General features: G+C 58.3%; 3 protein-coding genes. All 3 read left to right on the top strand.

What is annotated here, in order from left to right:
• The first annotated feature begins 30 nt into the window (after positions 1-30).
• From VF34_RS03445 to VF34_RS03435, 3 genes are read left to right on the top strand one after another with little or no spacing between them, the layout of a single operon-like run.
• Positions 31-2,826, top strand: coding sequence for a DEAD/DEAH box helicase (locus tag VF34_RS03445; protein WP_045840835.1), 2,796 nt, complete (start codon positions 31-33; stop codon positions 2,824-2,826).
• A gap of 3 nt (positions 2,827-2,829) precedes the next feature.
• Entirely contained in the window at positions 2,830-7,545 is a 4,716-nt protein-coding gene (locus VF34_RS03440; RefSeq protein ID WP_045840834.1) for an Eco57I restriction-modification methylase domain-containing protein, read from the top strand.
• Positions 7,538-13,798, top strand: coding sequence for a DEAD/DEAH box helicase (locus VF34_RS03435; protein WP_045840833.1), 6,261 nt, complete (start codon positions 7,538-7,540; stop codon positions 13,796-13,798). The genes VF34_RS03440 and VF34_RS03435 overlap by 8 nt, the downstream gene beginning before the upstream one ends.
• Positions 13,799-13,801 lie beyond the last annotated feature (3 nt).

The raw sequence follows: 13,801 nt of genomic DNA, 5'->3' as shown, positions 1-13,801 counted from the left end.
GGTCAGCAGTGTCAACGTGAGGAAGTGTTAGTGGTCAACATCGCCGCAGGTGAGCGCGTCATTGTCCGTGATGAGGAATGGCTGGTCCGTTCGGTGAGAACCACGGAACACGACGGTGCTCGCGTCGAGGTCACCGGAGTCAGCGAGTTGGTTCGTGACCAGAGTGCGGTGTTCTTCGACTCTCTGGACACAATCGACCGCCTCGATCCCCGGGACGGCAAGCTTGTGTTGGATGAATCGAAGGCTTTTCGTCGATCGCGATTGTGGTTGGAATCGGTGCAGCGAAGCAGTCCGGTGCCTGCCAGCGACACCCGCATCACCGTCGGACACCGGGCGCTCCTCGACAGGATGGACTACCAGTTGCGTCCGGCCGCGCAGGCGCTGCAGAACCTCCGGCCTCGAATTCTTATCGGAGACGCTGTTGGACTCGGTAAGACCCTGGAGATCGGCATACTTCTGTCCGAGCTCATTCGGCGAGGTCGTGGGGAACGCATCTTGGTCGTCACCCCTCGCGCCGTTCTCGAGCAGTTTCAGCACGAGTTGTGGACGCGGTTCGCAATACCCCTGGTGCGACTCGATTCGGGAGGCATCCAGAAGGTCAAGCAGACTCTGCCGAGCTCGAGGAATCCGTTCAGCTATTACAAGCGCGTCATCGTCTCGATCGACACGCTGAAGAACCCAACGCGGTACAAGCACCACCTCAAGAATCACAAGTGGGATGCCGTGGTGATCGACGAGTGCCACAACTTGATCAACCGTGGAACGCTCAATAATGAACTGGCAAATCTCCTGGCGTCGCAAACTGACGCGTTGATCCTCGCGAGCGCCACACCGCACAACGGTAAAGCGGAGTCGTTTGCCGAGTTGGTCAACCTGCTGGACCCAACTGCGATCGCGGATCGTAAAAAGTACACCGCAAAAGATATCGAGCATCTATATGTGCGGCGGCACCGCAACTCTCCCGATGTGAAGCTCGACGTCGCACACAAGTGGAAGCAACGCCAACAGCCCCGGGTGCTGGAGGTCAAGCCGAACACTGCCGAGGTGGTTGTGTTGCGGGAGTTGGAAGATGTGTGGCTGCATCCGGCTGGGGGTTCGGTGGTGGCGGGGGAGGGCCGCCAACTGTTTCCGTGGACGTTGTTCAAAGCATTCTTGTCATCGCCCCAGGCGTTGCGTGCCAGCATCGGTCGGCGACTGAGAGTGCTGGGCGAAGCGCACATTGCGGAAGCAACAGCTCTGACGAGACTGGATGCGCTCGCCGAGCAAGCTGAGCATGAAACACCGTCCAAACTCATCTCTTTGATTGAGCATTTGAAGCAGATTGGCGTTGCGTCGGGATCGAGTACGCGCGTGGTGATCTTCTCCGAGCGCATCGACACACTCAACTGGCTGCATGTCCAGGTAGCGAAGCAGCTCAAGATGTCGCGCACGGCTGTGCAGGTGCTTCACGCCACCCTTCCCGATGACAAGATCCAGTCGATCGTGGAAAGTTTCGGGCAATCGAGTTCTGATATTCGGGTGCTACTAGCCTCCGACATGGCGTCCGAAGGGTTGAACCTGCACAAGGAATGCCATCAACTGGTGCACTTCGATCTGCCCTGGTCGTTTATCCGTATTCAGCAGCGCAATGGCCGTATCGACCGGTATGGACAGATGCATGCACCGCAGATCACAGCTCTCGCCCTCACCAGTGATGCGGAAGATATCCCCAGTGACCTTCGGGTTGTGACGAAGCTGCTGCTCAAGGAGCATGAGGCAAACCTGGCGTTGGGAGATGCCGGCGTACTCCTCGATGTTCACGACGCCGAGATCGAAGAGAAGACCGTAATGCAGGCGATGCGTAGAGGTGAGGATCTGGACGACGTAGTTCCTGAGCCCGTGGCCTCTGCGCTCAATCCTTTTGCTGCCCTGCTGGTCACCGGCGGTGCTCACGCCGCGGACTTTGCAGCCGAAGTAGCCAGTCAGCGGTCACTGTTCGATGACGATGACAACTTTCTTGCGGACGAGATTGTAGATGTTGCGGCTGAGCCGGGCGGCCACACGCTTGATGTCCATCGGGACACGGACGCAGATTTGGTTGCGTTCGTACCCCCCGCTGATCTCGTGCCGCGCTTCCGTGATCTTCCTTCTGAATACGTCACTGAAAAGGACATCACTACGAGGCTCAGGTTGTCCGGTAGCAAGGAATTTTGTGAGGAAAGGCTGGACAAGGCCCGAAGGTCAACTGACAGCGCCTGGCCGGACGTCCACTTTTTAGCTCCAATCCACCCAGTTCTGGATTGGGCTGCTGACCGCGCAATATCACGATTTGAGCGAAACGAGATCCCTGTGCTGTCGGGAGATGTCGACGAAGCAGTGTTCTTGACACAAGCGTTGTGGTCGAATGCCTTTGGGCAACCTGCCATCTCGCACTGGGGAGCCGTACGAGGCCTGCCCGACCACCCGGAGGTAGGAGACTTCGACGAAGCCGTTGATGCCGCTGGAATCAGAGAAGGTGCGGCCAACTCCGGGTTCGAAGGTGTCGATCTCGGATCATTGCAGTACCGCGTCTCGGCCGCCGTAGATGCCGCATCAGCCCATCTGAGGGATCGCCGCGACGACATCGAATTCGATCTCCTGAAACGTATCGAGGACTATCGGCAGAACCTGAAGGGTTGGGAGCAGACTTCACTCGAGATTGTGACAGGGTCCGCCAAAGGGGCAGGCTCGAAACTGACGATCGCGAAAACTGTTGACGAGTCTTCTGCCCTCATCGATTCTCTCGCCGCCAACGGCGATCCATTTGTGCGTGTTGTAGCGGTCATGGTGCCGAGAGCGGGGTCGTAAACGATGTTCGAGTCCATCGCCAACGTCAATTATTACCTTTCTGAGCATTGGCTTGCGGAGGTCTTCCCTAACAAACTCAAAGATCTTGCGAAGACGTGGAAGGAACGCGCAGCGCAGGGTAAAGACACACCGACAAAAGGTTTGATGTCGGTGGGCAGCCGCTACCTCAACGCCTTGGCCGACGTGCCCGATTCGGAGTCCGCGGGCTTCTCGGAAGCTGTGACCGAATCCCACCGTCTCCTGCTCACCGCCTTGGGTTTCGAGACGTCCGAAACTTTGGTGGAGACTCGCCAGGGTGAGACGCCGATCACTGTGCCGCTTCTAGGGCGATTTGTCAGTCCGACGGCGACGGATGCGTTGCATATCCTGCAAGCGGCACCCGTGGAGAATGCTGATGCGCTGTTCGGTGATGACGCGCAGCTACTTCACCCCATCGAACTGAAGATTACGAGTGAAAAAACTGAGTTTATAAAGTCGGTTTCGAAGGCTGTCACCCAGTTGTTCATTACTGACGGCGGACCGCGATACCTGCTGTTGGTAGCCGGTTCTGTCGTTCTCTTGACGGATGCGGCCAGGTGGTCTGAGGGCAGGTATCTGGCGTTCGACGTTGCGGCTGCGCTCGATAGGCGCGACGACAAGGCGACTGGTGAGCTGGCTCACCACGCGGGCCTGTGGTCGGCGGATGTACTGCTTCCGAACGACGACGGCAAGACCGCGTTGGACGCCTTCACGGAAGACTCGGAGAAGCATGCGATCGGGGTTAGTGAAGACCTGCGCGAAGGACTCCGCTTGTCGATCGAGAAAATCGCCAACGAGGTGCTGGGGCAGCGAAGAGAAGCGGATCTTCCGGTTGAAGGAATTTCCGAACTGCCACGGGATCTTACCATCCAATCACTTCGGTTCCTGTACCGAATTCTGTTCTTGCTCTTCGCAGAGGCGCGCCCGGAGCTTGGGATTCTTCCGGTGGGGGCACCTGAGTACGGGTCAGGGTATGGCCTCGATCGACTGCGCGAGCTTATTGATGTCCCGCTGACGGGTCGATCGGCGAGGGGGCATCACCTGCACGAGTCGCTGAACCTCCTTTTTCGACTCGTCAACGATGGTCACAACGCTGGAGGTAAGGACAGCGAGGGCCTGGTATTCGAGGCAATGCGTTCAGATCTCTTCGATCCGAAACGCACGCCACTCATCGACGACGCGCAGCTGAGCAATGGAGTGCTCCAGGAGGTCCTGACGCTCCTGCTAATGTCAAAACCGTCGAAGAACAATACCAAGCAGCGTGGCTACATCTCGTACGCCCAACTCGGCATCAACCAGCTGGGAGCGGTTTACGAAGGGCTGATGTCCTACTCGGGCCTGATCGCGACTGACGACATGGTCGAGGTAGCCAAAGACGGCAACGCTGACAAAGGGTCGTGGTTGGTCTCGTCCACCAAATCGGGTGACTATGACGCGGAAGATCTTGTGTGGCGCGAAGATCGACTGACTGGCCGCAGGGATATTATGCGGCATCCTAAGGGTAGCTTCGTCTTTCGATTGTCCGGCCGTGACCGTCAACGAAGTGCCTCCTACTACACCCCAGAGGTGCTCACCAAGACAGTGGTCAAACATGCACTAGCGGAATTGATCACCAAGCAAACTCCAGCTTCGCAAATTCTGGAATACAGGATTTGCGAGCCGGCACTGGGAAGTGGCGCATTTTTGAACGAGGCGATAAATCAGCTTGCCTCCGAGTACTTAACGCGTCGGCAAAGTGAACTAGGCGAGCGGATCAAGCCCGAGGACTATGCGACCGAGATGCAGCACGTCAAGGCTTACATAGCGCTGCACCGCGCCTATGGTGTCGACCTCAACGCGACCGCCATCGAGCTTGCCGAGGTGTCACTATGGCTCAACGTGATGCACGAAGGTTTGCAAGCACCATGGTTTGGGCTGCATCTGCGTCGGGGGAATTCCCTAATCGGAGCGCGTCGTGCAACATACGATTTCACGTCCCTCGGCCGGGCCAAGAAGAACTGGCTCAAAACTCCTCCCACCGAGCGGCCGCTGTCACAGGGGGCGATTGGCGACGGGGAGATCCACCACTTCCTCCTGCCCGCAGATGGATGGGGCGCGGTGGGAGGCGCGAAACAAGCGAAAGAGCTTGCGTCCGACGCGGCATCTGCATTGAGAAAGTGGCGGGCTGAGGTGACGAAAAAGCCGACGGCGAAACAGCTCGATCGGCTTCGTGCGCTCTCCCGCCGAGTAGAGCGACTGTGGGAACTGACGTTGCGCCGACTCGAAATCAGTGAGCGCGAAGTCTCCCGTCAGATCAGGGTGTGGGGTGCGGAGATCGAATCCGAAACTGACGCGGTAACACGCGAACAAGTCGAGTCGGAACTGCTTAATCCGGAAGGTCCATATATGCGGCTGCGGCTGGCGATGGACGCATGGTGTGCGCTTTGGTTTTGGCCGTTAGCTGGAGCGGTCGACAGTAGCGACGATAGCCATCCTGGGCCACCGGACTTGGATGAGTGGGCTACTACGCTTGAAGGTTTGCTTGGAGCGGACGGGTTGAAGAAGGGTGCTGCTGATCAGGGCATGTTCCACGAAACCATCAACAGCTTCGAGCAGCTTTCCGAGATGGATGATCTGGAACGTAGCTTTTACGGCATGCAAGATGTATGGCAGCTCGTCTCGAAGCACGAATGGCTTGGCGCAGCGCGCAGTATCGCTGAGGACGAGGGCTTTTTTCACTGGGAACTCGATTTCGCACATATCTTTCAGGGCGACGGATTCGACCTGCAGGTAGGAAACCCGCCATGGGTCCGGCCAGTGTGGAAAGATGATGTCACCCTCGCGGAGCACGATCCGTACTTTCTTTTACAAGAGAAGATTTCAGAGAAGGTATTTAATGTTAGGCGGGCAGGGGTCCTCAGCTCAGAGGTGGCACTACAGCGCTACCTCCGCGACTTAACTTCCTGGGCTGGGACTGCTGCGCACCTCGGCTCTGCGGCCGAGCACCCGCTACTCGCCGGGGTGCAGACCAACCTCTACACCAACTTCATGGAACGGGTCTGGAGGAGTGGGGGGGCGTGCGGCGTTTCAGGGTTGATTCATCCTGAGAGCCACTTCACTGATCCAAAGGCTGGGGCCTTGCGCGCCCAGGCCTACGGCCGACTGCGGCGACACTGGCAATTTTCCAACCACTTTGAACTGTTTGAAGACATAGCTGCTGTCACCTATTTCGGAGTATCGATTTATTGTGGATTGCGACCAATAGCGTTCTTGAATGCAAGCAATTTAGTTGATCCGGCCATGATTGATGGCTCGTTAAATGATCCAGGGAGCGAGGAGGTCCCGGGGCTACAATATCCCTGGGGCGGATGGGACACCCGGCCGCATGCATCGCGCGTGACAGAAATCGATGACGTGACGTTGAAGGCCTGGGCGTTGCTGTTCGACCCGGCGGGTACGCCTGCGAGTCAGGCTAGGCTATTGCGGCCGGTAACCCGGGAGCATGTTGAGGTACTCAATGTGCTCGCGCATCAGAAGACTCGGCTCGGCGACATCGGCTATCGGTGGTCGAGCTCATGGCACGAAAAGGGCGCTAAACAGGATGGCTACCTAGAGTGGCACACCAAGTTCCCGTCCGCTTGGCGTGAAGTTGTATACCAAGGCCCTCACTTTACCGTTGGTAACCCGTTTGCGAAGCAGCCGAATGAGTTCTGTAGAAGCAAAAGCGACTACACGACGTGGGATCTTAAAGAACTCCCTGAATCGGTGATCCCGCGTACCAATTACCAACGTGCCTGCGACCGTGAGATATACGATGCTGCGATTCCGCAATGGAGCGACCGTGTAGCAACCGACTATTGGCGGGTGGCGTGGAGGAGCATGACGCAACCGGGGCTTGAGCGTTCGCTACATGCTGCGATAATCCCGCCCGGAGTAACACATGTCCATACGGTACACACATGCATCGTATCGACATGTGTTAAGCATTTCCATACTTCAAAGAATTTCTCGACTAATGCCGAAGACTCGCGCAATAGTGCGGTTGTAGCTGGGCTTTGGGCGTCATTGCCGTTCGACTACCTCGTCAAAGTCAGCGGCATGAGTCATGTGCATGCGGAGCTCGTTGATCGCTTTCCCGCCCCGGTGGAACACCCAGCTTGGCCGTACTTGCTACTGCGGACCCTACGGCTGAATTGTCTCACTCGTGACTATTCTCCTCTTTGGGACGGACTCTATGAGGGTGGGTTTGCGACGGATTCATGGTCACCGGCGTTCGACCAAAGACTATCTAGAATGGAAGTTTCAGAACAGGTCTGGTCGATGGCGACACCGCTCCGAACAGAGTTCGAACGACGCGCTGCACTCGTGGAGATTGATGCATTAGCGGCACTGATGCTTGGACTGTCGGCCGATCATCTGGCGCTCATGTTCCGCGCACAGTTTCCTGTGCTGCAAAAGTACGAGTACGAGATGTATTTTGATGCACAGGGTCGCAAGATTGCGAAAGATCATCACGCGCAGGGGGTCAAGCAGCAGAAGGATGACTACAAACTACTGCAGGCCCACCTTGATGGTGAAGACTGTGGCGACCTGCTGGATCGCTACAAACCGTTTGCTGCAGATGGAACGCACGATGAGCCGTACTTTTACAAACCAGATCGTGAAGCTGAGATGCGGATGGCGTACGCGGAGTTTGAGCGGAGGCTTGATCTGAATGGTTGAGCCGACCTTCCCGTCTCTCCTGGCTGAAGAGACACGCGACTCGATCACCGAATATTTGTCGACTACCTTTGCTCTAGCCGACCAAAGCGCTCGGGACGCTCTCGATGTGTTTCTTCGTGACCCGGAGACTGGTATTTTTCGTGGCCCCTATCTCAAGCTGCGTACCCCCTATCAACAGGTGAGCAAAGCTTGGGCGTCGCCACTCGACTGGATGCCGAAAGGTTTCCATCCTTTTCAACATCAGGCGCAGGCATTCGATCGACTGTCGACCAGGGGACGCGCTGCGCAGCCAACGATTGTCACAACAGGTACCGGCTCCGGCAAGACCGAGTCGTTTCTGGTTCCGCTTCTCGACCATGCGAAACGGGCAAGTGCCAGCGGCGAACGTGGAATCAAGGCAATCATCCTCTATCCCATGAACGCATTGGTTACAGACCAGGCACGGAGGCTCGCCAACTACCTCCACGACGATCCACAGCTGAGCGAAGTGACCGCTGGCGTGTACATCGGCGGCAAAGGTCATCGGAAGACCCCGACCCGGAATCAGCTGGTCGATAATCGCGAGGTGCTGCGCAAGAACCCGCCCGATATTCTGCTGACAAACTACAAGATGCTCGATCTCCTGCTTCTACGCAACGACGACAATCCTCTGTGGGACAACGCAGCCACCACATTGCAGTATCTGGTACTCGATGAGTTCCATACCTATGACGGGGCGCAGGGCACAGACGTCGCCATGTTGATCCGCCGGCTCGGTGCCCGCGCACAGGTTTCTGAAGAAGGCCGCCCACTCGGGAGAATCACGCCCGTTGCTACCTCGGCAACTCTGGGAGGCGGCACCCGGTCTGACGAGCTGCGCCACTTCGCAGAAACCATTTTCGGAACCACATTCGAGCCGGATTCGTTGGTGGTCGAAACTTCACTCTCGGCAGCTGACGTCGTTCCCCATGTTGACTTCGGCCTAGAGATACCCACTATCGAAGCGATTCTGGCAGCAGATCTGCCAGTCGCTTCTCTTCCGGGGTCCTGGGAGTCGTTGGCGCGCGCGGTATTGGAGTCGACCAAGGAACCGGGAGCGCATTCCGCGCCGATTGATTACAGCGACCCCGTGCAGATCGGCAACATATTGCGGTCGCACTTTCTAACTCGGGCCGTTATCGAGGCCCTTAGTAATGTTCCACTGACTCCCGCTGAGGCAGTCGTGCAGATCACCCAGGCGGGCGTTCTGCCATGGGGGATGCACAATTCGACCAAGCCACTCGAAGTCCAAGAAGCGCTGCTGAAATTCCTTGCGTTGATGTCAGTGGCCAAGGTCCGAGATGAGCACGGCTCGGTGAGACCAATGATCAATATTCAGGTTCAGCTGTGGGTGCGGGAGCTCACCAGAATGCTGCGTAGTCTAAGCCTGGAGCCCGAATTCGACTGGTGGCACGACGGAACGACCGAGGACGGCAAGTACCTCCCCGCCGCCCACTGCCGGGTGTGCGGCAGATCCGGATGGGTCGCCAACACCACGGAACTGGGAGACTCGCTGGGGGAAGAACCGGTCAGTATTTGGCGCGACAGTGCACGCATGGCATCGAGGTCGAAGACCCGCGCGCTTCTACTCGCGGGAGAGTCGGAACCCGGCGTCAGGTTCCTCAATCCCGAAACAATGGAGCTCACCTCGACCGTGGGAACGCAATCGTTGCCGGTTCACGTCACACCCGACGAGAGTAAGGCGTTCGAGCAGGCATGCCCGTCGTGTGGTGCGCGGAATGCGATCCGGTTCTTGGGGTCCAGCGTTGCCACTCTCTTGAGTGTCGGTTTGACAAGCGAATTCGGGTCCTCCCTCTTGGCCGACGCCGAGAAGAAGACGTTGGTTTTCACGGACTCCGTGCAGGACGCGGCACATCGAGCTGCCTTCATCGAAGGTCGTGCGTTCCAATTCAACTTCCGGTCTGCCCTACTTGGTGCGACCGAGAACGAACGAACTTCGTTGCAAGAAGCTTCCCGTCGCCTTACCACCGATATTGCGGATGAGCAGCTCTATTCCATTTCGCCCCCGGACTTCATCCGACGCCTCGGAGTCGACGGCGAGTGGCTCGTACACGATTTCGGGCATCGCCTGAAGAAGCTCTTGGCAACACGCATCGCATTCCAGTCGCAACTAGAAGTGGGATTGAGCTCACGAATCGGCCGCACCCTCGAGCTCACCGGGGCGATGGCCGTCGACATCGACGTGGATCTCGACAAGTCAAGTGATCTCGCACGCGACATACATCAGAATCTGCCGCAATTGAGCGTCGACGTGGCGTCCACGCCGAGCCTGTCGTACGACCGCTGGGTGCTAGGTATTCTTGAGCACCTCAGAATCAATGGTGGCATTCACCATCAGTGGCTGAAAAAATATGTACAGGAAGAGGGCAAGCGCTGGTCTATATGGGGCGGCAGTGCCGAAGGGATGCCGAAGTTTCCCCGAGGAAGGCCGGCACCTGGTTTCCTGACGACGGGGGCTGCAGGAGATACCGACTTCTCTTCAGTGAATCCCAAGGGTGAGTCCTGGCTTACGGATTGGACCAAGCGTTGTCTTGAAGTGGCGTCGCCCGAGGCCCGCGCACTATTGGCGGATGTTGTAGAGTCTCTGGCTGGCGACGGCAAACCCTTGGAGCGCCGCAGTGGCGAAAAGGGCGCCAAGGTCTACGGGCTCACCGCAGACAAAGTCATTCTCGATCCCAACGGTGTTGTTCGCCTGCAGTGCCCGGATTGTCATCACCTGCAACCGGCTTCCGTCGAACGGGTGACCGTGTGGGACGGAGCGCCGTGCCCACGCATGCGCTGTGCAGGCACCCTGCATGTAGTTGATCCAGAGTCGAAGAACTTCTACCGCAGCCTGTATCAGACTCATCGGATTCGGCGAATCGTGAGTCATGAGCACACAGGACTCTTGGACCGGGAGGAGCGAGAGGAAGTGGAGGCGCGCTTCAAGTCCGGCCGCTCGCCAATCGATCCCAATATCCTGGCGTGCACTCCCACACTCGAACTGGGTATCGACATCGGTGACCTCAGTACCGTGGCACTGGCATCATTACCGTGGTCTACTGCGAACTACCTTCAGCGGATCGGGCGAGCGGGCCGATCCACCGGAAATGCGTTTGTACTTGCAGCAGTTCCGAGTTCGCCTCGCGATCTGTACTACTTCTCGCAACCAAACAACTTGCTTGCGGGAGAGGTACTGCCGCCGGGCGCTTATCTTAATGCTACTGAGCTTTTGCACCGCCAGTTCTTCGCGTTCTGTCTGGATCGAGCCGCCGCCGGTATTCTTCGCATCTTGCCGGGTATGCCGAGCAAGCTGGGCAATGCCCTCGGTGGGGGCATGGAGGACGGCGCTTGGCTGAGAGCAGTCGTCGATGGTGTAACCGCGGACGCAGTCACCCTCAGCCAGCAGTTCCTCGAGCTGTTCGGTAACAAGGTCGGCGCGGATGCGCAGGCTTCCACGGTCGAGTTTGCGACCGGCGGGTTGCGAGATGCTGCTGCACGCGCGGCCTTAGCGTGGCAAACCGATACCGATGAGATCCGGACTCGGCTCAATAGTCTGGCCAAAGTTGTTGCGGAACTGGATAAGCACGGCCACCTCGACGACGCCCAGAAAGAGGACCGCAAACGGTGCATGGGTGAATCCAGAGCGCTCGGTGACCAACTTCGCGAACGCGGGAAACAAGAAACGCTCACTGGGTTGAGTGGTGTCGGGCTTCTGCCGAATTACAACCTGCTCGATGACTCCACAACACTCGATGTCCATCTGTGGTGGACAGCGAGCGAGAACGATGCCCCGGAAGCGCAGGCACTGGACCTGACCTACGAACGCAGCAGTAGTAATGCGCTCACAGAGTTGGCTCCCGGCGCGTTCTTCTACGCCAGTGGAAAGCGTGTCGAGGTGGACGCCGTCGACGTTGGACCGCCATCACAGCCGCTGTGGAAGCGCACGCGCCTGTGTCCGTCCTGCGGATGGGCAACCACTGACCTCGCAGCTGCATTGACCTCGTGCCCGAGATGTCACACGGCGGCGGTAACTGATGCAGGCGCTGTACACAAGGTATTGCCCTTGCAACGCGTGTCTGCTGTGCACCGGCTCGACGACGTGTTGATCGATGAGGAAGCGGAGAACCGGACCAAGACGTTCTTCTCCACGGTCACCAGCGTCGACATCGATGCAGTGGACATCGTGAAAGCATGGCGGCTCAAGGACACAGTCTTCGGTGCGGAGTACGCCCGCTCCGCCCTGATCCGTTCACTCAATGTGGGGTTGGGCGACGCTCTGGGGTCAGAGGTCAACGTCGCCGGTGAGACAAGCAGTGCAGCAGGTTTCACCACCTGTACGCACTGCGGGGTGGTCGCGAAGAAAGCGTCGGAGCGCGACGCCGCCCGCCACCGTGGATTCTGCGCAACGCGTCGCGGTGCGGACCCTGCTTGGGAGAAGTTGCTTCTTTCCCATGAACTACAAACGCAGGCCGTGCGACTGCTGCTCCCTGTCTCGCTTCTGCATTTCGAGACCACAATGGCATCGTTCAAGGGGGCGCTCCTACTGGGTCTGAGAAAAGACTTCGGCGGTGACCCTCAGCACCTTGCGGTGGTCTCATCGAGCATGAGCGACGGCTCAGGATCGGTTCGCCGCTTTCTCGTTCTCCATGACACTGTCCCCGGCGGCACTGGTTACCTGGATAGGTTCGGGCAGCCTGAGCGTCTGCGCCATATCCTCACGCTCGCGCGTGATGCCCTTGCCGCTTGCCCGTGTCGGCTGGAGGGGCGTGCGGCATGTCACCGATGTTTGTACGGCGTCCTGCAGTCACGCGAAATGCATCTTGCGTCAAGAGAATCTGCGCTCGGACTGCTCGACGGATTCTTGACTGAGTGGAATGTGGAAGATATTCCGACGGTCAGCACCGTCGACATCGCAAAGGTCCAGCTCAGCGAACTAGAGCTACAGTTCCGGGAGGCGCTCAAGGGGCGTATCGGTAGTCGCGATGGATGCTCAGTAGACGTGGCTATCGGATCGAAGGGTGAGGAGCTGGACCTGCGCCTCGTCAACTTGACAGGCGAGTCGCGCCGGTGGAAAATGCGCCCGCTGGTGGATCTCAGAGCGGGCTCCATCGCCACGCAACCTGACTTTCTCTTCACTCGTAGCGACGCACAGGGATGCGACGTTGCCGTCTACCTCGACGGTGCCAAGTACCACGCCAGCGTCGAGCACAACCGAACCGATGATGATGCCGAGAAGCGCGACGCATTGCGGCGGAGCGGCCGGCGGGTGTGGTCGATCTCGTGGGAAGATGTGCAGGCTTTTCTTTCGAACTCGCTCAAAGCAGCGTTGCCGGACTTGGTGCATCAGCAGGTGCAGAACACTGCAAGCGCCGGAATTGAAGACGCGCGCGTAAAAGCGTTGTGGGGCAACTCAATTGACTTCCTTGTCGAGTATCTGGCTGACCCGGACGCCGCAATATGGGCGGACGGAGCGATCGGAACCGTGCATGCCATTGTTAGTCCGGGCAAGCACGGGGAATCCGCGCCCATCATGGTGCGGCCGGCCGAATTGTCTCGAACCCTCGTTGGATTGGGCCACGGAGCACAGTTCAATCCGTCTCCCGGCGGCAATGTGATGGTTGTTCCCCGTTCTTCACTCAGGGGACTACCGCTCTATGTGGTCGCCGATCCCCAGAACCCCGGCACGACTACCGGCGTAGTCACTGTGCTCGACGACCGCGTCGCTGAAGTCGGCGGTCCGTCGCACGCTGCCATGTGGCGGGACTGGCTTCGGTGGTCGAACCTGCTGCAGTTCTTGCGGTTGCCCAAGTTCGGACACGAGATGCCAATGAGAATGGCTGAGATCTGGACCCAACGCTCGATCGAGCTGTTCGCCCAGACTCATCTACCGCTGTCTGCACCCGCGATTCAGGTCGGCACTTCAGTGGGAGCACAGTTGGACCCGGAATGGAGTGTCGTGCAGGAGTACACAAGTCCAGTTCTCGAAGGCTTGATCGCTGCCTTGTCCAAAGCAGGCGTCGAGATACCTGAAGCTGGAGCGGAGGTCGGCCCCAACGAGTCTGTCTGGCAGGTCGAGTTGGCATGGCCAAGCGCCAAAGTCGCGGTAGTCGTGGACATCGATGACAAGCGTGACGAGTGGCTTGCAGCTACGGGCTGGACAGTGACATCCGTCGACGCGGATGGCGTCCCGGATACGCTCATCCGTGAGCTCGAAGAGGCAGTGAAAGGGTGAAAT

The sequence above is a fragment of the Rhodococcus sp. PML026 genome (genome assembly GCF_000963615.1).
GTDB lineage: Bacteria > Actinomycetota > Actinomycetes > Mycobacteriales > Mycobacteriaceae > Rhodococcoides > Rhodococcoides fascians.
Note: the sequence above shows the minus strand (reverse complement) of the source record. Positions and strands in the feature narration are given on the sequence as shown.

Excerpts from the sequence above, each read along its gene's own strand:
- VF34_RS03435 (WP_045840833.1), top strand. The coding sequence starts at position 7,538 with ATGGTTGAGCCGACCTTCCCGTCTCTCCTGGCTGAAGAGACACGCGAC.
- VF34_RS03440 (WP_045840834.1), top strand. The coding sequence starts at position 2,830 with ATGTTCGAGTCCATCGCCAACGTCAATTATTACCTTTCTGAGCATTGG.